Raw genomic sequence first — 22,144 nt, forward strand, 5'->3', positions numbered from 1 at the left:
CCTGGAGGGATCAGTGCTGCAGCACGAGCCTCGCAGCAAAGTATGTCTCACGTCCTGCTTGAATCATCTGGCAAGCATGCCAATACGATTCAACAGTATCAAAAAGGCAAGCATGTTATGGCCGAGCCTAACCAGCTACCATTGCGCAGTGATATTGAATTCGAAGCCGGAGATCGGGAGTCTATACTAAAGAACTGGGAACATAGCATCAACAATACCGATATCAATATACTTTACCAAGCGGAAGTAATCTCGATTGATGGTGATAAAAATAACTTTCGTATTGCTCTAAAATCTGGTGATTTTATCAGCGCAAAAAATATCGTTCTTGCACTTGGTGTTCAGGGAAACGCACGAAAACTTAATGTTCCTGGCGAAGATTTTTCGTTTGTTCAAAACACATTGGAATCAGCCGATGCTTATCAACAGGAAACGATAGTTATCGTTGGCGCGGGCGATTCCGCGATTGAAAATGCGATTTCACTTTCACACCACAATCGCGTTATCTTGATTAATCGCCGAAATGATTTTTCACGCGCCAAAGAAGCAAATATGAATCGTATTCTTAAGGCGATTGATACCGAGCAGATTGAATGTTTCTATGAATCAGCGATTATTGAGGTGAATCAAAATACAGCTGAGCAAAAATTTCCAGGTCAGATTGTTCTGAAAACCCCGGATAACGTTATTTCACTCGAATGTCATCGCGTTATTACCAGGCTCGGTACAGTTCCTCCAAGAAAATTTGTTGAATCTGTCGGCATTCGCTATGTTTCAGAACAACCCGATGCACTCCCAGAAATATCGCTCCATTATGAATCGAATGTACCAGGAATCTATCTCATCGGAGCATTGGCTGGTTATCCACTGATAAAGCAAGCCATGAACCAAGGCTACGAAGCGATTGAACATATCCTAGGCAACCCGATCAAGCCATCTGATCATTCAATCTTGCAGGAAAAACTCGAAATCTTAGCTTGTGGTGAGGATGTTGAGAATGCTCTGACTCAGATCACACAAAATCTGCAACTGTTTCGAGACATAAATCCTTTAAATCTACGCGAGTTGATAATGTCGAGCGACATTATCGCACCCGAACCAGGAGACGAAATTTTTGCCCAGGGTTGTTATTCTTCAAATTTTTACAATGTCTTGTGTGGAGAAGTACGGGTACATACCGATTCCGATGATATTTTTACATTAAAACAAGGGCTTTTCTTTGGAGAATCGAGCTTGATATCAGGTCGGCCTCGCCAAACTACCGTGATTTCAGGAGAGAATTGCATCCTTCTTGTAACACCGCCGCGCGCGATGAAAAAACTGATTCGCATGGAAAAATCGGTCAACGATAGAATTAACAAAACTTCAATTATTCGTTCCCTGACACGCCTGATGCCCCATACCCCCGAAGATGTGATTCGAAACGTTGCCAAACAAACAAAAATTCATCACTTTGCTGCCAATGAAATAGTTTTCCGCGAAGGTGATCCAAGCGGTCATTTGTACTTGGTACGGAGAGGTTCGATAACATTGTCGAAGAAAACCGGAGCAGGCGAAGTCATTGTAGCCTATTGTGCCGTTGGCAGTTTTATTGGTCTGATTGGATTATCAAAAAATAGTAATCGGATGGTGGCTGCACAAGCCACGGTCACAACAGAAGCACTAAGCATTGATTACGCCAGTTTTAATGAACTTTTGCTGAACAATCCGAGACTTCGCGCAAAAGTTCAACAAGAGACGCAATATCAGTTGGCGCAATATCCCAGTATGCAAGCTGAGCCCAAACGAGGGGAAACGCTTTCCTTCCTAATGGATCATGGAATTGGAGAGGCAACTAACATATTGATTATCGATGAGTCATTGTGCATAGGCTGCGACAATTGTGAAACAGCTTGTGCCGCAACGCATCACGGTATTTCACGTCTGGACCGCAAAGCAGGACCATCCTTTGATTCATTGCATATTCCGACTTCCTGCCGTCATTGCGAACATCCCCACTGTATGAAGGATTGCCCACCCGACGCAATCCACAGACTGGAAAGTGGCGAAGTATTCATTGATAACGACACCTGTATCGGTTGCGGAAATTGTGTGGAAAACTGCCCCTATGATGCCATAAAGATGGATGAGATAAAACAAAACGTCAGTCTATTCGCCCGTTTACTCGGAAAACGACCGCAGGTAACTTATAAAACAGCTGTAAAGTGCGATATGTGCAAGGATCTGAAAAGCGGCCCTTCCTGCGTCAATGCTTGCCCTACCGGTGCAGCCATTCGCATTCATGCAGATCAAGTTGTGCCCTTAGTCAACAAAAGAGTTACTTCAGTATCTTGATTGGGATAATTGCAAATACCAATGCATCAATCATTTATCAGTTATAAAAATTATCGATATGCCGTCTATGCAACGTTATTGTCGTTTGTGGCTATCACTGCCTATGTATTGGATTCACCGCGTCAACCGCCTAATGGCGGTACTTGGTTGGGATATACGCTCGGCACGTTGTCCGCTTTAATAATCGTTTTTTTAATGTGCCTCGGTATACGCAAGCGTTCTTATCACTCTTCTCTTGGCAGTGTCACTGGTTGGTTATCCGCTCATGTCTATCTTGGTTTCGTATTACTGCTGTTAGCCACACTACACTCCGGTTTTCAATTCGGCTGGAATATTCATACGCTGACGTATGCACTAATGTGTCTAGTCATCGCCAGTGGTTGCTGGGGGATCTACACTTATCTCAAGTACCCAGAGCTGATTGTTCGTCAAAGCAATGGCTTGAGTCGTGAAATCATATTTCAAAACCTAAAAGATCTGGATACACGTGCTTTAAGTCTCGTCACTGCTCTTGATGCTCATACCCATTATCTGGTATTGGACGCGATTCGGCGCAGTACAATTGGGGGTGGTTTTTGGGCGCAACTGAGCGCTTATGATGGTAGCAAGATGCTGATTCCGAATGAGGTGGGATCAGCTGTCACGACCAGGGTTGTCGATAACAAAGGCCAACAAATGCTCATAGAAATTCTTGCAGCTAAACTAGCTAATAGCAGTAATGTCGATGAAATTAATTGTCTTCAGGAGTTATTGGAAACCACTGGAAAAAGAGCTGCTTTATTGAGAAAACTACAAAAAGAAATACAGCTCCAAAGTCTGCTTCAGTTCTGGTTATATTTGCATATTCCCCTGTCCTTCGCATTGCTAAGTGCCTTGATAATACATATCACGTCCGTTTTTATCTATTGGTAGCCGCATGTATTTTCTAATTCATCAAAAGGTTAGGGCAGATAAAGATAGCGGCAACAAGGCGTATCAGCAATTGCAGATTAGAACTCAACAATTAACCATTGGCCGCGCTTCAGATCAACATGTGCAGATTGACGAACCCCTGGTAGAACTTTGTCACGCGACAATTAGTTTGAGTCATGATGGACAACTCTATGCCAAGTCTTTGACATCCGGCGATATTGAAATCAATGGAGAATCGCACAGATCGAAGCAGCTTACCCCCGGCGATTCTATTCACATAGGATCTACAATAATCACCATAGAGCAACCCCGGGCTGATCACCCTGTTGTGGTAACAATTGATCATTCTGTCGGCGCTAATAGATACAGTCTGGAATCACTGCATTACACCACCCTTCGGCAAACCCGTTTAAGCAAATCTTTCTGGTCTTGGATGCTTGCAGTCAGCGTCATGTTGTTATTTTTTATAATCCCTGTATCCGGTCTATTCTCGCCTTCTGTAAAACAACTGCTTCGAGAAAATGTGTTGCTGCCTGATGATAGCCTGTGGCTGACCGGACCGCTGCATCGGTCACACCAAATAATTGGAAAAGATTGCAATGCTTGTCACACAACACCATTTAAAATGGTTCAGAATCAAGAATGTATTGATTGTCATAGTGATATTCAACATCACGTTGATATCGCTTCGCACGATGCAGAACATTTTCACGAAAATCGATGCGCTGATTGCCACCGCGAGCACAATGAACCGAGTATTTTGGTACAGCCAGATCAACGTTTCTGCGTTGATTGTCACCAGAATCTGGAGAAATTGAAAAATGATACAGAATTAGCTGATGTATCTGACTTTGACAGCGATCATCCAGAATTCAGCTTAACGCTGCTCAAGCCCTTTATTGAAGAAACAAAAAACCGCTGGGAAGCCGTTCGTATCGAACGAAATTCATTGGCAACAATTCGAGAAGAATCTTACCTGCACTTTTCTCATAAACAACATTTGAACCCTAAAGGAATTCGTTCTCCCGACGGGGATAAATTCTTGGAGTGTAAGTATTGTCACCGTCCTAATACCAGTGGTCGTCAGATGCTACCCATTAAAATGGAAAAACACTGCGCTAAATGCCACAGGCTCGACCTAGATAAGGATAATTTGAGCAAACAGGTTCCACACGGTGATCTTAATACTCTCTTCGATACCTTAAAAGAATATTTCAGTCATCAGTACCTGGGGCAAGATGCTCTGAGAAGTTCTCAGATCACAAAAGATCAACTGAGACGTCCGAACGTTAAGAACAAGACTTTGAGTATTGAAGATCGAAAGCAAGCGATGGATTGGGCGGAAAAACAATCCTTAATAGTTGCTCAAGACCTGATCGAAAAACGAGTTTGTATTGATTGTCACCATATTTCTATAATCCCAGGAAAAAAAGAATTTGAAAAATGGTATGTAAAACCAGTCGCCCTCAACAAGAAATGGATGCCTTTGGCCAATTTTAATCATGCCAAACACACAGGCGTATCTTGTGCAACCTGTCATAAGAATGCGAAAGAATCTAAGAAAAGCAGCGATATATTGATACCAAAAATCGAAACCTGCCGTGAATGTCACGGTGGAAATAAGGATAAATATAAGCTCCCGACTGATTGCCTAATGTGCCATAAATTTCATCTGCCAAACCGGGGATTACTTGACAAGGCTCAACAAACGGTTGCCAAAAAGTCATTGGCCAGTAAAAATTTATCTAAACCAATGAACAACAAGGAATGATTTTGATGTGTTAAAGCCCTCGTCACTCAATAATCGATGGATCCGATTTTTTTTCTTTTGCAGTCTAGGGATCATTTTCAATGCTGGCGCTGATTCGAAGCAACCCGAAAATCTGCTTGAATCAATCTGCCCCAAACCTGAATTTTCTGAACCGAGACGCCGACCTGGCACCGTTCCACGCATGCAGTACCAAGACCCGACTTGTCGCCCCAATCGATTATCAACTCCACGCGCCGAGGATTTCATTGATCTCACACCTGTTCCTGATCGTTGGCGGATCGTCGAATCGTTAGGATATCCTGTGAATTGGCTGGATCCATATAATGGAAGCAATCCATTGAAGGGTGACAGACCTGTCTTCGGTGATGATTGGTTTGTCAGCCTTAATGCAGTATCAAGCTCTAGACTTGAAGTCCGCGATATACCGACTACCCGGGTAATCAATAATGATGTACAGGATAGCAAATCTTCTTTTCGTCCAGAAAACCAATTTTTGTTTAACCAGAACTTCAGTTTCGACACTGTAATCTACAAGGGTGACACCGTATTTCGTCCTCCAGAGTATAAATTCCGATTCACACCTGTGATCAACTATAACCAGATCAATAACGGTAGTATCGTCCACGAAGAAAGCTCATTTGCGGTGCAATCGCTTTATGCCGAGAAGTATTTGCGTGATGCTTCCGCTCACTATGATTTCGACAGTATCCGCGTCGGAATTCAACCGTTTACCAGCGACTTTCGTGGTTTTCTGCTGCTCGATCAGCAACTCGGCGTACGTCTGTTCGGTACCCGTGCCAATAATACCTTTCAATACAATTTTGCCTGGTTCCGTCGCCTAAGAAAAAATAACCAAAACCAAAATGATCTTAGCAGGGATCTACCTGATAACGATGTTTTCCTCGCTAATTTGTATTGGCAGGATTTATTTAAATTGGGATTTATGTCTCAATTCATCGTGGCCTATAACCGAAGTCGTGAAAAAGGAACAGGTATTATCGCGGATGATTCTTTTCGTGGCCAACTCGCCACTTTCAAGGAAAACACTCAACATGATTACGATGTCGCCTACCTAGGATACAATGGCGACGGCCGTTTCGGACGCGTCAATTTAACCACCTCAATTTATTACGTCGTCGGAAAAGAATCAAAAGGCATATTCGTCGATAGGAATACCGACGTCAGAGCACTTTTTGGTGCTGGTGAAATATCGATAGATTTTGACTGGCTTAAACCACGATTATCTGCTTTGTACGCCTCGGGCGATGATGATCCGTTCGATCATACTGCACAGGGTTTTGATGGAATTTCTGAAAATCCAATTTTCGCAGGAACGAATTTTGGTTTTTTCAACCGCCAGGGACTCCCTTTGCTAGGAAATACAATCAACTTAAAAAGGAATAATACTTTTTTTAATGCATTGCGTTCGCAAGCTGATCCAGGACAATCAAACTTTACTAACCCGGGCATCAATATGATAGGACTCGGCGTGGATATCAATGTACTACCTGAACTTAGAATTTCACTAGAAGCAAACCAAACTTGGTTTGATAAAACTGCAGTGCTTGAAGCAGTACTTGGAAAAGAAAATATCGCCAGAAACATTGGTCAGGATATTTCACTCACTGCAATCTACCGACCCTTTGCGACACAAAATTTGATACTAAGCTTATCAGCAGCAGCACTGATCCCAGGTAAGGGATATCAAGATATATATGGTGGGCAAATACCCTTTTCAATTTTTTCCAACATTATTTTGAGCTATTAGATATGACTGTACAGAAATTTTACCGACTCTTAACTCTCGTATTAATCTGTCTGCTTTCGATTGGCACCGCGTCTTTGGCAATTGCCAAAATTGACGACACAGATGAGAACTATCCGCGTTTTCCTGCTGCGCCAAATACTCAGACCTCGAAACAAGTAACTGAAAAAAGTGAGGGTTGTTTAAGCTGTCATAAGCAAATGGATAGCAAGACAATGCACGACAGTCCAGCTGTAAAGCTGGGATGTGTTGATTGTCATGGAGGTGATGCCAGTGTATTTTTATCGGAAAATCTGCCACAGGATCATCCTGAATATGCTGCACAACGTAACCGTGCGCATGTGTTGCCCCGGTTTCCAGAGAAATGGAATTTTCCCAGTAGCGCAAATCCCGAACGTAGCTATACATTGCTCAACCGCGAAGACCCAAATTATATACGATTTGTAAATCCCTCAGACTATCGGGTATCAGAAGAATCCTGCGGTGCTTGCCATCTGGCCATTGTTGAAGCAACCAAACGCAGCATGATGTCAACTGGAGTTATGCTCTGGGGCGGCGCGTCATATAATAACGGCATTTTACCATTTAAGAATTATATAGTTGGCGAGGCTTATACCTTTGATGGGCAAGCTGCCATTATCGAGGGACCGCTACTTTCTGATCCTGAGGGAGCAAAACTTAAACATGGTGTACTTCCAAAACTGATGCCGCTCCCTACTTGGGAAACGGTGAAGCCTGGTGATGTTTTCCGGGTATTTGAGCGCGGCGGGCGTACCGCTAACAACCTTTTTCCCGAAACTGGCCTACCTAATCTTGGCGGAGATTTCCAACAATTAATCGAACCCGGCAATCCAGATATCCGTCAATCTAACCGCGGCCCCGGCACTGGAGGGCGTATCGCCGTACCAGTATTGAACATTCATAAAACACGCTTGAATGATCCATTTACCTGGTTTATGGGCACTAACGATCAGCCTGGAGATTATCGCAATTCCGGTTGCGCATCTTGTCACGTAGTTTACGCAAATGATCGTAATCCTTTACATTCTGGGCCCTACGCAGAATTTGGTCATCTTGGTAAGAGTCAAACCATAGATCCGACCATTAATAAAGAAGTATCGGGGCATCCCTTAACCCACCAATTCACTAGGGCCATTCCCACCAGCCAATGTATCGTGTGTCACATGCATCAACCCAATATGTTTATGAATACCTTTATGGGCTATACCATGTGGGATTATGAATCGGATGCCTCTCACATGTGGCCCAAGGATCAGAAATATCCAAGCGCAGAGGAAATTCGGGCCATCAATGATCGCAATCCAGAAGGTGCCGCGCCTCGAGGAAAGTGGGGCGATCTTGATTTTTTAATCCAAGTTAGCGAGATGAATCCTAAGCTCAAGGATACCCAATTTGCAGATTACCACGGTCACGGGTGGAATTTTCGTGCCATTTTTAAACGTGATCGCAAAGGAAATTTACTGGATGAAGATGGGCATATTGTCGGCGATAACGATCCGGATAAATTTAACAAAGCTGTCCACATGACTTCTATTCACATGGAAAAAGGAATGCACTGCGTGGATTGTCATTTTGCCCAGGACAACCACGGCAATGGTCACATTTATGGTGAAGTAGCATCAGCCATCGAAATTGATTGCGTAGACTGTCATGGCACCATTGCCGATTATCCGACGCTGCGAACATCTGGCCCCGCTGCACCACCAACTGGCAACGATTTATCGCTGCTACGTAATCCAGATGGACGCAAACGTTTCGAGTGGCGCAACGACAAACTGATTCAGCGCTCACTCCTCAATCCTGATATGGAATGGACCGTGTCCTTGGTCAAGGATAGTGTTGATGAGACATCAAAGCACTACAATGAAAAATCGGCGCGGGCTAAATTAATGAGCCGCAATACCCAAACCCAACAATGGGGAAATGACGTCCCGATAGATCAGCTTGCCCATAGCCAGGATAACGTGGAGTGCTATGCCTGCCACACCTCCTGGACAACGAGTTGCGGTGGCTGTCACCTGCCGTCTGAGGCAAACTGGAAAACCGAAGGACATCACTACGAAGGCGCAGTAGCTCGGGTATTCGCCACCTACAATCCTCAGGTTGCGCGCGATGAAATGTTTATGCTCGGTCGCCATGGCAAAATCAAGGGTGCACGCATTGCGCCGGTGCGTTCCAGTTCTGCTCTGGTGGTGTCATCCACCAACGCTAATCGAGAAAAAATATATACCCAGCAGCCACCTATTTCATCCAGTGGATTTAGTTCTCAGGCATTCAATCCGCATTTTCCGCACACCGCGCGTAAAACCGAAACCAAGACCTGTGAGGACTGTCATCTTTCCGCAAAAAACGATAACAATGCCATCATGGCACAACTCTTGTTACAAGGTACCAATTTTATTAATTTTGTGGGCTATCATGCTTGGATAGGAACTGAAAATGGCGTTGTGGCAGCCCAGGTTACCGAATGGGATGAACCCCAGGCAGTCATTGGCAGTTACCTGCATAAATATGCTTATCCCGATTGGTATAAACGTCACCAGAATAATCAACGCAAATTGCAGACGGGCTATCGTCATGAAGGAAATCGCAGTGCGTGTGTACAGGTTCGCGGAGAGTATCTTTTTTCAGCTCAAGGGAGCAACGGAATGCAGGTATTCGATATCGCCAGCATAGGCAACAAGGGCGTCAGTCAACCGATTGTCACCGGTCCTTTTAGTCCATTAGGTCACAATACTCGAATCGACTCTGAAAATGCCACATGTGTTGCACTGCCGACTAATCAGCCGATTCATCCTGAACGTAACCAGGGTCAATTGATGCGTGAGGAGAACCAGGAACAACCGTTTCATCCCATATACAACTATGCTCTGATCACTGACAGCCAAGAAGGATTGATCCTAACGGATGTCAACACCCTCTCAGACGGCGAGTTACGCAACAACTTTCTCAAACGATCACTGACCTGGAATGAAAATGGCGTATTGAACGGTGCGCGGCATATCACCATTGGCGGTCATTATGTTTATATCATTGCTGATGCAGGATTGGTAATTCTCAATTTGGATGATCCTCTAAAACCGCGACTTGAAAGTATCGTCGCGCTCAAAGATGGTCGCGCATCAGCGCTTCAATTTCGCTATCTGTTTGTCACAGACAGTGAGGGTTTAAAAGTTATCGAGATTACCGACAAAGCCCATCCTCATTTGCTGACAAACAACCACATACCATTAAAACAGGCTCATCGAATTTACCTTGCTCGAACCTATGCTTATATTGCAGGGGGCAGCGAGGGGTTGGTGATTGTCGATATCGAAAAACCGGAGCAAATCAAACTTTACCAATCATACAATGCAGATGGGCAATTACGCGATGTTCGCGACGTAATCGTCGCGACCACCAATGCCAGTCTTTTTGCCTATGTTGCCGACGGTGCGGGTGGACTCAAAATTCTGCAACTGACCTCACCAGAGAGCCAGCCCAAGTTTTACGGGTTTAGCCCTGAACCAAAACCGGAGTTGATTGCCCACTATGAGACTAAATCTCCAGCGTTGTCATTATCCAAGGGGCTTGATCGTGATCGCGGAGTTGATGAAACAGGACATCAGATCTCGGTATTTGGCCGACTCGGTTCTCGTCCGCTCAATCTTGAAGAAATGCAACGCTTTTATTTAGACAAAAATCAGCAACCCTGGTTTGTAAAACAAGAGTAATCACATGTCTCCAAATATTTACAGATTTTTCGGGGTGCTGAGTTGGCTTTTAGTCACTGCCGTTAGCAGTGCTCCACCACTGCCTTATCAATCTTCGGAAAAACATCTGGGCGTGGCAACTTGTGCGTCTTCTGTCTGCCACGGATCCGTCCAGGCCAATAAGAATTATAAAGTCGCGCTCAATGAGTATGTCACCTGGTCTCAACGTGACAGACATGCTAAAGCATATGAGACGCTACTCAGCAAGGATTCCAAGGCGATTGCAGCAAAGCTCGGGTTGCGTAATGCGCATACAGCCAAGATTTGTCTGGATTGTCATGCGGATTATATCCCCAAAGAGAAACGGGGTGAGGGTTTTCAATTAACTGACGGTGTCGGCTGCGAGGCTTGCCACGGTGGATCGGAAAATTGGATCGACACCCATGCAAACAAAGAGACTAGCCATCTAGAAAATGTTAAACGAGGAATGTATCCAACAGCCAATTTAGTAGATCGCGCAGCACTTTGCTTATCCTGCCACTATGGTAATGAAGACAAATTTGCAACTCACCAGATTATGGGTGCTGGACACCCTCGGTTGAGCTTTGAACTGGACACATTCCAGGCTTTGCAACCGCCTCATTTTCAGATTGATGAGGATTACAGGAAACGTAAACCCATAGCCTCCCATGCCAAGACCTGGGCATTCGGTCAAATCGCTGCAGCACAATCGCAGTTACGTATGTTGCAGGGACCTTTGATTACTCAACCTCTGGTTTTTCCAGAACTCGCTCTTTTTGATTGTCATTCCTGTCACAACAATTCCATGCATAAATTAGACTGGCATCGTCGGATGAATTCGGCCCGTATCAAACCCGGCAACGTACCGATTGCAGATGGGCACCTCCGTATGGTTATCGTTATCGCCCATCAGGTGGATAAGCAAATTGCCAGAAAACTTATAGAGTTGTCTGAGGCGTTGCAGATAGCCAGTGGTGAGAATCGTTCTCGAATTGTGGCGGTAAGCCATCAGCTAGCAAGTATTGTTGATCAGCTGAGTCATGATTTGGCTGCCATAGAGCTTGGTAACTCAGAAAAAGAGCAGATACTTTCCAACCTAATTAATATGGGTATTGAAGGAGCATTTCGTGACTATATCGGTGCCGAGCAAGCTGTTATGGCGATTGAATTGATCATCATTGATATAAACAAAAATGAACAATCTCGACGTCAGATTGACGATTTGTACAAACAAGTCGAAAATGATGAAACCTACCAGCCTGCCCGATTTGTGGACACACTCCAAAAGCTGAAAACAGCATTAAATTAAATGATACGGCCTGGAATAAAAGAGAAAATCAAAAAATTAGAGAGTGAATCGCCCCGGGATTACTAGAGATTGAAGGTATCGGACCGGTCGTTGTCAGTGCATTGGTCGCGGCAGTTGGTTGTGCTTACCAGTTTAGCAAAGGAAGAGATATGTCAGCATGGCTGGGTTTGACGCCAAGTCAGCACTCCAGTGGTGGCAAATCTCTGCTTGGAGGAATCAGCAAACGCGGCGACAAGTACGTGCGCATGTTACTGATTCACGGTGCCCGTTCTGCACTCAATGCAGCCAAAAACAAAGAAGACGGACGCAGTCGCTGGGTCATGGCTCTGGTTGAACGGCGTAATAAGAATACTGGAACTGTGGCGCTGGCAAACAAAATGCACGAATTGCTTGGTCGATATTGAGTCGTGGCGAAACGTATCGGGTGGCAGCATAGTGTCGCTGACAAGGAAAGCAAGGTTAGCAGGAATTCAATTGGCGATTGCGTAGCAAAACGAATTGATCAGGAGAAGTCCATATACTGATTGACAGCTTAAAAATAGTAATTCGCACAGGACACGATGTTCTAAAATATTTGAGGAGCATGCATACGATGAAATTGTACGATTATGATTATAGTTTGAGTAACCTGGAGGTTTCAATGATGGCCTATAAAGACATGTTACAGATTTTGTACCAGAATTACACAAAACATAGAGTATCAAGATTGGCAGGAATTCTCAGTCTATTACTCATACTCAGCGGTTGTCAGACGATATTAACCCCCGAACAAGCCACCACAACATTTTGGAAAGCGATGGCGAATGGTGATCTTGCGTCCGCCAAAAAATACACGACCTTGGAGACTCAATATCTTGTGACTAAACAAGAAAATATTATGGGAGCGTCACTAGAAACTGGCGTGATCGTGATTGATGGCCTCACTGCGAAGGTTGCAACTGTCATAACGTTGAAAAATCCCGAAAGCAATAAGCTCTTATCTTTTGATACCGTTTTATTAAAAGAAAACGATGCATGGAAAATTGATTATCGACAAACCCTCAGTAATCTATCAATCCTGCCTTTCGGAGAGGTCATTAATAGCTTGCGGGCAATTGGCGATGTCATCAACAAGAAGATGGAGGAGCAAATACCGTTTTTTGAAAATCAAATTAGATCCTTTAGTGATCAACTTATACGGCAATTGGATGAGTTCCGCCATCAGTTGGAAAAAACCAATCCTACTGAAAAACCGTAATTTTTTCTCACGGTGTGGTTTAAACTGTACTATGTTAAACAACAGCCGGATTCAAACACCAACTGCAACAGCTAAATTTAGTAAATTAAAATAGCTTGTAACTAGGGTTTAAAATAGGCGTTTTTCTAAAGATACTCAAATTAAATTAGGAGATTGCATGCACTACGTTATTTCTACTACTTGGGGTTCAACAGATGTTACGCGCGCTGCACTACCATTCGTCTTTGGAGCTTCCGCTTTGGAGGCAGGGGATACAGTAATGATTATGTTATTTCATGATGCGGTCACGATCGCACTTGATGGAGCCTATCAAAAAATGATTCCTTTCGGACCACCCTCAAAGTTTGCAGAAATATTTGCCAATCCAAACGCACAGGTTATTGTGTGTAAGCCATGCGCTGAAGTGCGTTCCATACAAGAAAGTATGTTGGTGCAGAATGCGATTTTTGGTGGCATGAATGACCTGCACCAACATGTATCTCGGCCAGATGCAAAATTCATCAGTTTTTAATGATCATCTGTATAAAGCCCATTACTAAGTGTCTAATTTTCCATCATCATTGGGGTTTTGCCGCATCTTTATAATCAGTAAGTATGCCAACCCCGATAATAACAACACCCATTGCGATATAAAAATTCCTTGCGGTTTCTTCATCTGCAAAACCTAGGATAAAGGGTAGGGCGATTAGCGAAGGGCCAACGAGGCGCTCAATCCAACCGTGAATGGTAAATGGAATTAGCTTAACTACCCCAAAAGGAAAATCAGAAGCCAGTGTAACCATCAAGTGGACTGCAGCCAGACTGTAGGCAAGCATGGCTGGTAGCTGACTTAATCCTAATAGTGTAGGGGCGAGTAAGAAAATAATGACGGTCAGAAAATCAAGATAACCGTGCATGCGGGGTGAAATTACTTTCATGTGAATTCTCCTTGTATTAATTTGTGGTCACTCCATAGTCACCACCTTCAGTACAGTAATACAGTTCTACTACTAAAGTCTGTTAGCTAGAAAACACAAATGTAATTGCCACTTAAAGATTAATGAACGCAGCATCATTAATGCAAATCTGTTCGCGTGTATAGTCCAGTATTCCACGGTTCCTGAAATCATTTAAGATTGTGCTTACCACCGAACGACTGGCGCCTACTAAATCTGCCACTTCTTGTTGGGTTAAATGAATTTCCAATGCGTATCCATGAGTACACTTTATTCCAAATATTTCAGCTAATTCCAATAATGTTGCTATGACACGAGTTTCAACGGGTTGTGTCAGAACAGCTCGAAGCTTGCGTTCGATTTTTTGCTTGCGAGCATATATCTCCTCAAAAACATGCCATGCCAACTCTGTTTGATGAGACATTAATGTTCTGAAATCACTTTTTGCCATACGATAGAAATCAACTTCTCCCAATGCCTGTACAGTCTCTTCTACTTCTGGGCTGGCAGAATTGTTCCATAAGCAACCAAGGACGCCTCCTTTCCCAAGAATAGTAATAGTAATTTCAATTCCAGCTTCTGTTATATGGGAGAGTTTGACGATGCCACTTTTTAACCAAAAGACATCCGAACAACGATCGCCCTGGCGGTAAAGAAAAGCTTTGTTCGAAACATTGATTTCTTTGATGGAGGGATAATCTTTTTGTAATTGTTTTAAATCGCATTCGAAAAATGCATTGATCAAATTTGACTTAAGATTGTTCTCTATTAATGTCATTGATAGCTCCATCTCATTCATGTTGTGCTCTGTATTGAGGTCTGATCAAGACGCCACCGTTTTTTTACGTTCTCTCTTCCTGTTTCAGTCATGGAATATTGCAAAATCCAAAGTAGTTTATAGTTGACGTCTCACGTTTTAGGCGAATTTGCTACCGATCTAATACTATTCGATATCTCGCCTTACCAGAACGAAGGTGTTGTATGGCATCGTTGACTTTATTCATCGGATAATGCTCGGTCACTGGTGCCACATCATGACGTGCAGCAAACTCAAGCATTTTACGGATCGTTGCGGGGCTGCCGACCGGCGATGAACTAACTGACAATTGGCCAAACATCATTGGAATAAGGTTCAGATCCAAAGGGTCTGTGACTGCACCTAACATGTGTAATCGACCGCGCGGTTTGAGCAAACTAATATAGCTATTCCAATCAAGCTTGACGTTGACGGTCGAGAGCAACAAATCAAAACGGCCTGTAGCATCTTTGATGGCTCCCGGTTTACGCGAATTGACCGTGTCGTGAGCTCCAAAATCCAGGGCTTCTTGCTCTTTCGCCCCTTCTGAGGTAAAGGCAGTGACATGACAGCCCCAAGCTCGCGCAAACTTGATAGCCAAGTGTCCTAAGCCGCCAATCCCGATGACGCCAACGTTGTCTGTTGGAGAAATACCGAACTGCACCAAGGGATTAAACACCGTTATTCCGCCGCAGAGTAATGGGCCTGCGATCTTGGCGTTCAGGGCGTCAGGTAGTTTGGCAACACTCGTGCTATGCGCGCGGACTGTATCGGCAAACCCACCGTGACGACCGACAATTGTGGATTCAGCATTTGAACATAAATTGTGGTGTCCGCCGAGACACTGGTTGCAAGTCATGCAGTATCCTGCATGCCAGCCCAAGCCGACCCGATCACCCACTGAGAAATGTGAAACCTGGTCACCGATTCTTGAGATCTTTCCTATCACTTCGTGTCCCGGAACTAAGGGGAATCGTGTTATACCCCATGCATCATCGAGCATACTAAGATCGCTGTGACAGATGCCACAGGACTCCACTGTGATATCTACTTCTTCTGGGCCAATTGGTCCTAGCTTATACTCAAAGGGTTCTAAGGCACCATTGGCTTTACTGGCTGCATATGCAAGAACTGTACTCATTTCAGGCTCCTCTTATTGTTAAGCAGGTACTTTGTTGGGATTGGGCTGACCAATCTTTTTTTGCCTCGGATATATCCAGTACATATTACTATTCTTATGAAAAGAAAGGTGACAACCCGCACATAACGGGAAGGGGAAGAAAGTAGATTGCTAACAAGTTAACCGCTTTACGCTGCTTGGCTGCATACTGATTTCTTGCCTATTGCATTGTTTTGGCGTGTGCGAGCTATCAACTATGTGTGGTCGAATAATCAACCAATTGGAAGTAATTGGTTGATGCCGTGGTGTTTATGACCGATACTGATAATGCCGGTGCAGCAGTAACTGCCATGGTTGGCGATATTTGGTTTTACTGCAAAATGGACAGTAATCCATGTCATTGAATGATAGAAAGTGAGCGACAAAAAACCGAGTGAAAAAATTGGAATGCCAAAAAATTTACAATTGCTATTAGCCTACTGGTTTTTTATTATTATTGGGATAGCTTGTACCTCATCATTGCAAGCGCAAACAAAAGCCGCCACGCAGCGTTTAGTTTTAACCGGATCAAGTACCATAGCGCCTTTGGTCGGCGAAATCGCACGGCGATTTGAATCGTTGTATCCAGGGGTGCGCATCGATGTACAGACAGGCGGTTCTGCACGTGGCATTCATGATGTGCGTAAAGGAATTGCGGCAATCGGCATGGTGTCGCGCGCATTGAAAGCGGATGAGGCAGATCTGCATGCGTTTGTGATCGCACAAGATGGCGTCAGCATCATCGTGCATGCTGATAATCCGGTCAGAACACTGAGCCGGGAACAGATTGCAGGTATATATACCGGCAGGATTACGCGTTGGAATGTCGTGGGTGGTGCGGATGCCCGCATCACCGTCGTTAATAAAGCGGAAGGGCGATCTACACTGGAATTGTTTTTAGACTATTTGCAGCTTAAAAATAGTGAGATCAAACCGCACATCATTATCGGTGATAATGCGCAGGGTATCAAAACGGTGCTTGGTAATCCACATGCGATCGGCTACGTATCAATCGGTGCAGTTGAATTTGAGGCGCAGCGCGGTGCGCCTATCCGGTTATTGTCATTAGACGGCGTGGAAGCTTCGGTGGAGAATGTCCGGCAAGATATTTTTCCGTTGTCGCGTTCGTTGAATTTGGTAACTTCCAACGAGCCGCATGGTTGGGTACAGCAGTTTATCGAATTTGCCCGTTCATCGCAGGTGCATGATCTTGTCAGAGCGCAATACTTTGTTCCGGTTAATACTGATTGACAAGCTGCTAATTGGTATTCTGCGTGCAGGCGCAATGCTTGCAGCACTGGTGATGCTGCTCATTCTGTTTTTCCTGGTGGATGAATCCTGGCCTGTTTTATCAAAGTTATCCATTGTGCGTTTCATCGACGATGCGTCCTGGCATCCGCTGGAAGGCGCCTACAATTTAATGCCCATGCTGTCAGGTACGGTGCTGACAAGTGTTGGAGCGTTACTGCTGACCATCCCATTGAGCTTGGCATCCGCATTATTTATCGTATTTTATGCGCCAATACATCTGGCAACGCTTTATAAGCGCTTAATTGAGTTGCTGTCCGGAATCCCCTCTGTGGTTTTTGGGTTCTGGGGATTGACGACCCTGGTGCCGCTGATCAATCAGTGGAATCCACCCGGTGCCAGTCTGTTGGCTGCAATACTGGTGTTGACAATGATGATTCTGCCAACAGTAACCTTGACTGCTTATACAGCGCTGGCGGCAGTGCCGGAGGAGTTGCTGCGTAATGCGGCTGCGCTGGGTTTATCACGCTGGGGGATGATCAAAGGTGTTGCATTGCCAGCCGCAAAAACCGGAATTGCCGCCGGAATTATTCTGGCAGCGGCGCGTGCCCTCGGTGAAACCATGGCAGTGTTAATGGTGGCAGGTAATGTGGTGCAATACCCGGAAACATTGTTTGATCCAGTGCGTACACTGGCAGCCAACATTGCACTGGAAACCGCATATGCCATGGGGGACCACCGTGCTGTTCTGTTTGTGTCAGGGCTACTTCTGATGTTGTTGGTCATGGTGCTATCGGGTATGGCTGGATTGCTGGAGAAGCAGCGTCATGCGTGAAACAATGCCTATTCATACATGGCAAGTTTTACGCGATCGTATTGTGCAGTTTTTGATTTATGCATCAGTTTTACTGATCAGCGCGGTTTTTATATGGATATTGGCTGATCTAGTGCGAGGCGGCTTTGCTCATCTTTCCTGGGAATTTTTGACGGAATCTCCGCGCGATGCTGGGCGGGCAGGGGGTATTGCATCCATATTGGTTTCCACGCTACTAATCTTGTTGGTGGCAGTGTTGACAGCAGTGCCGATTGCATGGACCACTGCGATACTGCTGGCGGAATTTGTTGCGGTTGACAGTGCTTTCGGTAAAGCAGTGCGATTCAGTCTGCATGTGTTGGCGGGAGTACCTTCGATTGTTTTCGGGCTGTTTGGAAATGCTTTCTTTAGTGTTTATCTGGGATTGGGTTTTTCTATTTTGTCGGGTGGTTTGACGCTGGCGTGCATGTTATTGCCGATTCTAGCGAGCACTGCAGAGGCAGGGCTTCGCACCGTGCCAAATGCTTACCGCATGTCAGCATCTGCTTTGGGTTTGACGCGCACCGCAGCACTGGTTCATTTGATACTTCCCGCTGCCGCGCCGGTTTTGGCCGCAGGACTTCTGTTAGGGATAGGGCGTGCATTGGCGGAGACGGCGGCTTTACTGTTTACCAGCGGTTATGTAGACCGCATGCCGGATTCCTTGCTGGATTCGGGACGTGCCTTGGCGTTGCATATTTTCGATTTATCCATGAACGTGCCCGGTGGTGATATGCCAGCTTATGCCTCAGCACTGGTGCTGGTCAGTCTGTTATTATGCATTAATATTCTGGCCATGAAATTTGCCCATGGTCTGCAACGCAGGAAGATCATGACATGAATTCCAGTCAATGCACTGATAAATTGGATACTTTTACCCTGGGGCCGCTCGAGGCGGGCCCAGCTTGTTGTGATCCGCAACCCGCGATTCAGGTAAGAAATCTGTCCTTGCTGTATGACGGCAAGGCCGCTTTGGATAAGGTGACGCTGGATATTTATCAAGGCTGTATTACTGCATTAATTGGGCCCTCCGGTTGCGGGAAAACCAGCTTTCTTTCTGCAATTAACCGCCTGACAGATCTGATACCTGGTTGCAATGTGACAGGGAAGATTCTGGTGCACGATCAGGATATTCATCATCCTGACACGCATGCGCAGACCTTGCGCCGCCAGGTCGGAATGGTGTTCCAGAAACCCACGCCTTTTCCGCTTTCCATCCGCCGCAACCTTTCGCTACCACTCAATGAACATGGCATCACCCAAAAAACAGAAGTAGCGTCAATTACTGAGCATGTGCTGCGAGATGTCGGTTTATGGGATGAGGTTCATGATCGCCTGGATGCTTCCGCACTCAGCTTGTCCGGTGGGCAGCAACAACGCCTTTGCATTGCACGCGCGCTAGCGTTGAAGCCACAGATTTTGTTGATGGATGAACCCTGCAGTGCGCTTGATCCGCTTGCTTCCGGGATCGTGGAAGACCTGATCTGCCGTTTGCGCGGCCGTTATACCATTGTCATCGTTACGCACAATCTTGCGCAAGCAAGACGTATCGCCAATTATGCGGCTTTTTTCTGGGTCAGTGGACGCGCCGGTCAGCTGATCGAATTTGGCCGCTGCCAGCATATCTTTGAATCACCCAGCCACGAGCTGACGGCTGCTTATATAAATGGCGTAAGAGGTTAATTCGAAAGGAATGCAGATAACGTAGGTAGTATTAGAAAAGGAAGAATATGAGACATCGTTGGTGGGTAGTGATTCTGCTGGGCTTGCTTATGGTGTTATTTTTCGTTTTTGACTTGGGGCGCTTTTTTACGCTTGAAATGCTCAAAGCTCAGCATGAAGCGTTGCAACAGGCCTATCAGGCAGAACCGCTTTTTGTGATCAGTGTTTTTTCGGCGATCTATATCGTGATGGCCGCTCTATCATTTCCTGGCGCAACGGTCATGACATTGGCTGGTGGTGCTATGTTCGGATTATGGGTTGGTGTGCCGGTGGTATTGGTTTCGGCCACGATCGGTGCCACGCTGGCGTTCTGGGTCGCGCGCTATGTCTTGCGTGGTGCCGTGCAACGCCGTTTTGGCGATCGTTTAGGAACGATCAACAAAGGTCTGGAGCGGGATGGCGTATTCTATTTATTTTCCCTGCGGTTGGCACCGATTTTTCCGTTCTTTTTGATCAATTTGCTGATGGGATTGACCACGCTGCCCAGCATGACCTATTTCTGGGTCAGCTTGGTTGGGATGTTTGCCGGAACAGCTGTGTATGTCAACGCAGGTACGCAGTTGGCGGCGATTACACAGATGTCGGATGTGATGTCGCCAGCGTTGATCATTTCATTTACTGCGCTGGCGCTGTTTCCATGGCTGGCTCGCTGGGCCATCGGATTGATTAAAGCGCGGCGGCTATACGCACGCTGGCCTAAACCTGCACATTTCGACAGAAATTTGGTCGTGATCGGTGCCGGTGCCGCCGGATTGGTAAGCGCGTATATTGCCGCAGCTACGCGTGCCCAAGTGACGTTGATCGAAAGCCATAAAATGGGTGGCGATTGCTTAAATTATGGCTGCGTTCCATCGAAAGCTTTGATTCGTACCGCTACTTTCTTACAGCAAACGAGAAATGCCACATCACTTGGCATTCAGCAGGTCGATGTGAAATATGATTTTTCCGATGTGATGGCGCGTGTTCAGCGTGTGGTCAAAACGGTTGAGCCGCACGATTCAATTGAGCGTTATACCCAATTAGGCGTCGAGGTATTGCATGGTAAAGCTCGAATTACTTCACCGTGGTCGGTGGAGATCAACGGACAAATCCTGACAACACGCGCCATTGTCATTGCCACCGGTGCGCATCCGATTGTGCCGAAAATTCCAGGACTGGAATCCGTGTGCTATTACACCTCCGATACCCTCTGGTTGCTAACTGAACGGCCGGAACGCCTGATTGTGTTGGGCGGCGGGCCGATAGGCTGCGAGCTGGCGCAAGCATTTGCCCGGTTAGATTGCCAGGTGACGCAGATCGTGCGCAGTGATTTGTTGCCGCGCGAAGATGCTGACGCGACGGAGTTGATTAAAGCAGTATTGCAAGCGGACGGCGTGTCGATTCTGACGCAGACCGAAACACTGTGCTGCGAAAAAGAAGGTGATACACAGTATTTAGTAGTGCGTAGTCAAAATGGCGAAGAAATGAAATTGCCGTTTGATGCATTGTTATGTGCCGTTGGGCGAACGGCGCGTACCGAAGGTTTTGGGTTGGAGGAGATTGGTATTTCAGTGTCTTCTCAGCATACTATTGAAACCAATGCTTGGTTGCAAACTATTTACCCCAATATTTACGCCTGTGGTGATGTGGCCGGGCCGTATCAATTCACCCATACGGCTGCACACCAAGCGTGGTATGCATCGGTCAATGCATTGTTTGGCAGCATCAAACGTTTCAAGGCCGATTATTCGGTGATTCCGTGGACGACCTTCACTGATCCGGAGGTTGCGCGCGTCGGGCTGTCTGAAAATGAAGCGAAGCAACGCGGCATTGCTTACGAAGTCTCACGCTTTAATTTGCAGGAGTTGGACCGCGCAATCGCTGACGAAGCCGCGCATGGTTTTGTAAAAGTGCTGACCGCGCAGGGCAAGGATCGTATTCTCGGCGTCTGCATCGTGAGCGTTCATGCCAGCGATTTATTGGCGGAATTTGTGTTGGCGATGAAGCACGGCCTGGGTTTAAACAAGATCTTGGGTACTATTCATACCTATCCAACCTGGTCGGAGGCCAATAAATATGTGGCGGGAGAATGGAAGCGGGCGCACGCACCGAAGTGGTTGCTGACATGGGTGGAGAAGTATCATGCCAAACAGCGGTTAAAAGGTTGAGAGGATTGATGTTGAAAAAAAGATATTGATATATTGATTTCATCGTCATCTTCTTTGATAGCCAGTCGAGCTTCGGATATGTATTGGTCGGGATCGCAGAGTATTACTTAGAGCTTACTCAAAAATCATAAATAACTGATTGAATTGAATAATAGTGTATATTTTGGTAGAATAGTGCACTTAAATATGTGAATTAACACCAAAAACCGTGCACTATGATTC

Annotated in this window: 16 protein-coding genes and 1 pseudogene; 14 read left to right on the plus strand and 3 right to left on the minus strand. The window is 45.6% G+C overall.

All coding sequences use genetic code 11. From position 1 onward, the window contains the following. The 9 genes and pseudogenes from Q0C11_RS10435 to Q0C11_RS10475 form a co-directional block, all read left to right on the plus strand. Nucleotides 1-2,334, plus strand: a 2,334-nt coding sequence (locus Q0C11_RS10435) for a cyclic nucleotide-binding domain-containing protein (RefSeq protein WP_293007706.1), incomplete at its 5' end; no start/stop codon positions are given. A gap of 21 nt (nucleotides 2,335-2,355) precedes the next feature. Further along, a complete protein-coding gene (locus Q0C11_RS10440; protein ID WP_293007708.1) occupies nucleotides 2,356-3,246 on the plus strand; it encodes a hypothetical protein in 891 nt (296 codons plus the stop codon). Between the two features lie 4 nt (nucleotides 3,247-3,250). After that, on the plus strand, nucleotides 3,251-5,017 hold the full coding sequence (locus Q0C11_RS10445) for an FHA domain-containing protein (protein WP_293007710.1): 1,767 nt from the start codon (nucleotides 3,251-3,253) through the stop codon (nucleotides 5,015-5,017). A 7-nt stretch (nucleotides 5,018-5,024) separates the two neighbouring features. After that, a complete protein-coding gene (locus Q0C11_RS10450; protein WP_293007712.1) occupies nucleotides 5,025-6,785 on the plus strand; it encodes a hypothetical protein in 1,761 nt (586 codons plus the stop codon). Nucleotides 6,786-6,787: 2 nt separating this feature from the next. Continuing rightward, entirely contained in the window at nucleotides 6,788-10,516 is a 3,729-nt protein-coding gene (locus Q0C11_RS10455; protein WP_293007713.1) for a hypothetical protein, read from the plus strand. A 4-nt stretch (nucleotides 10,517-10,520) separates the two neighbouring features. Then, nucleotides 10,521-11,825 (plus strand): multiheme c-type cytochrome, encoded by a 1,305-nt coding sequence (locus tag Q0C11_RS10460; RefSeq protein ID WP_293007715.1) that lies wholly within the window; start codon nucleotides 10,521-10,523, stop codon nucleotides 11,823-11,825. Between the two features lie 59 nt (nucleotides 11,826-11,884). Beyond that, nucleotides 11,885-12,261: pseudogene (locus tag Q0C11_RS10465) on the plus strand (transposase); the annotation flags it as partial. 204 nt (nucleotides 12,262-12,465) lie between these two features. Then, complete coding sequence (locus Q0C11_RS10470; protein ID WP_293007717.1) at nucleotides 12,466-13,062, plus strand: hypothetical protein; 597 nt, start codon at nucleotides 12,466-12,468, stop codon at nucleotides 13,060-13,062. A gap of 157 nt (nucleotides 13,063-13,219) precedes the next feature. After that, nucleotides 13,220-13,573 carry a DsrE family protein gene (locus tag Q0C11_RS10475; protein ID WP_293007719.1) on the plus strand — a complete coding sequence of 118 codons (354 nt, stop codon included), beginning with the start codon at nucleotides 13,220-13,222 and terminating at the stop codon, nucleotides 13,571-13,573. Nucleotides 13,574-13,619: 46 nt separating this feature from the next. On the opposite strand, the gene Q0C11_RS10480 is transcribed toward Q0C11_RS10475, so the two are convergent. The 3 genes from Q0C11_RS10480 to Q0C11_RS10490 all read right to left on the minus strand — a co-directional run bounded on the left by Q0C11_RS10480 (nucleotide 13,620) and on the right by Q0C11_RS10490 (nucleotide 15,934). Further along, nucleotides 13,620-13,979: a hypothetical protein gene (locus tag Q0C11_RS10480; RefSeq protein WP_293007721.1), complete on the minus strand. Its 360-nt coding sequence runs from the start codon at nucleotides 13,977-13,979 to the stop codon at nucleotides 13,620-13,622. A 112-nt stretch (nucleotides 13,980-14,091) separates the two neighbouring features. Beyond that, the gene (locus Q0C11_RS10485; protein ID WP_293007723.1) at nucleotides 14,092-14,796 is read right to left on the minus strand and encodes a Crp/Fnr family transcriptional regulator; all 705 of its coding nucleotides are present in this window, start codon (nucleotides 14,794-14,796) and stop codon (nucleotides 14,092-14,094) included. A gap of 130 nt (nucleotides 14,797-14,926) precedes the next feature. Then, entirely contained in the window at nucleotides 14,927-15,934 is a 1,008-nt protein-coding gene (locus Q0C11_RS10490) for an NAD(P)-dependent alcohol dehydrogenase (RefSeq protein ID WP_293007725.1), read from the minus strand. 426 nt (nucleotides 15,935-16,360) lie between these two features. Here Q0C11_RS10490 and Q0C11_RS10495 point away from each other — a divergent pair, with 426 nt between their 5' ends. From Q0C11_RS10495 to Q0C11_RS10515, 5 genes are read left to right on the plus strand one after another with little or no spacing between them, the layout of a single operon-like run. Beyond that, the gene (locus Q0C11_RS10495; protein ID WP_293007727.1) at nucleotides 16,361-17,203 is read left to right on the plus strand and encodes a phosphate ABC transporter substrate-binding protein; all 843 of its coding nucleotides are present in this window, start codon (nucleotides 16,361-16,363) and stop codon (nucleotides 17,201-17,203) included. Then, the gene (gene pstC / locus Q0C11_RS10500) at nucleotides 17,157-18,035 is read left to right on the plus strand and encodes a phosphate ABC transporter permease subunit PstC (RefSeq protein ID WP_293007729.1); all 879 of its coding nucleotides are present in this window, start codon (nucleotides 17,157-17,159) and stop codon (nucleotides 18,033-18,035) included. Before Q0C11_RS10495 ends, pstC begins: the two co-directional genes overlap by 47 nt. Continuing rightward, nucleotides 18,028-18,894, plus strand: a complete 867-nt coding sequence (gene pstA, locus Q0C11_RS10505) for a phosphate ABC transporter permease PstA (protein ID WP_293007731.1) — start codon at nucleotides 18,028-18,030, stop codon at nucleotides 18,892-18,894. Before pstC ends, pstA begins: the two co-directional genes overlap by 8 nt. Next, nucleotides 18,891-19,736, plus strand: coding sequence for a phosphate ABC transporter ATP-binding protein (locus Q0C11_RS10510; RefSeq protein WP_293007733.1), 846 nt, complete (start codon nucleotides 18,891-18,893; stop codon nucleotides 19,734-19,736). Before pstA ends, Q0C11_RS10510 begins: the two co-directional genes overlap by 4 nt. Before the next feature lie 47 nt (nucleotides 19,737-19,783). Beyond that, complete coding sequence (locus Q0C11_RS10515) at nucleotides 19,784-21,922, plus strand: FAD-dependent oxidoreductase (protein WP_293007735.1); 2,139 nt, start codon at nucleotides 19,784-19,786, stop codon at nucleotides 21,920-21,922. Nucleotides 21,923-22,144 lie beyond the last annotated feature (222 nt).

The organism is Nitrosomonas sp. (assembly GCF_022842015.1).
GTDB lineage: Bacteria > Pseudomonadota > Gammaproteobacteria > Burkholderiales > Nitrosomonadaceae > Nitrosomonas.

What these genes read in the sequence shown, in the direction of transcription:
- Q0C11_RS10440 (WP_293007708.1), top strand. Translation starts at nt 2,356, where the DNA reads ATGCATCAATCATTTATCAGTTATAAAAATTATCGATATGCCGTCTAT.
- Q0C11_RS10445 (WP_293007710.1), top strand. Translation starts at nt 3,251, where the DNA reads ATGTATTTTCTAATTCATCAAAAGGTTAGGGCAGATAAAGATAGCGGC.
- Q0C11_RS10455 (WP_293007713.1), top strand. Translation starts at nt 6,788, where the DNA reads ATGACTGTACAGAAATTTTACCGACTCTTAACTCTCGTATTAATCTGT.
- Q0C11_RS10460 (WP_293007715.1), top strand. Translation starts at nt 10,521, where the DNA reads ATGTCTCCAAATATTTACAGATTTTTCGGGGTGCTGAGTTGGCTTTTA.
- Q0C11_RS10470 (WP_293007717.1), top strand. Translation starts at nt 12,466, where the DNA reads ATGATGGCCTATAAAGACATGTTACAGATTTTGTACCAGAATTACACA.
- Q0C11_RS10475 (WP_293007719.1), top strand. Translation starts at nt 13,220, where the DNA reads ATGCACTACGTTATTTCTACTACTTGGGGTTCAACAGATGTTACGCGC.
- Q0C11_RS10480 (WP_293007721.1), bottom strand. Translation starts at nt 13,979, where the DNA reads ATGAAAGTAATTTCACCCCGCATGCACGGTTATCTTGATTTTCTGACC.
- Q0C11_RS10485 (WP_293007723.1), bottom strand. Translation starts at nt 14,796, where the DNA reads ATGAATGAGATGGAGCTATCAATGACATTAATAGAGAACAATCTTAAG.
- Q0C11_RS10490 (WP_293007725.1), bottom strand. Translation starts at nt 15,934, where the DNA reads ATGAGTACAGTTCTTGCATATGCAGCCAGTAAAGCCAATGGTGCCTTA.
- Q0C11_RS10495 (WP_293007727.1), top strand. Translation starts at nt 16,361, where the DNA reads ATGCCAAAAAATTTACAATTGCTATTAGCCTACTGGTTTTTTATTATT.
- pstC (WP_293007729.1), top strand. Translation starts at nt 17,157, where the DNA reads ATGATCTTGTCAGAGCGCAATACTTTGTTCCGGTTAATACTGATTGAC.
- pstA (WP_293007731.1), top strand. Translation starts at nt 18,028, where the DNA reads ATGCGTGAAACAATGCCTATTCATACATGGCAAGTTTTACGCGATCGT.
- Q0C11_RS10510 (WP_293007733.1), top strand. Translation starts at nt 18,891, where the DNA reads ATGAATTCCAGTCAATGCACTGATAAATTGGATACTTTTACCCTGGGG.
- Q0C11_RS10515 (WP_293007735.1), top strand. Translation starts at nt 19,784, where the DNA reads ATGAGACATCGTTGGTGGGTAGTGATTCTGCTGGGCTTGCTTATGGTG.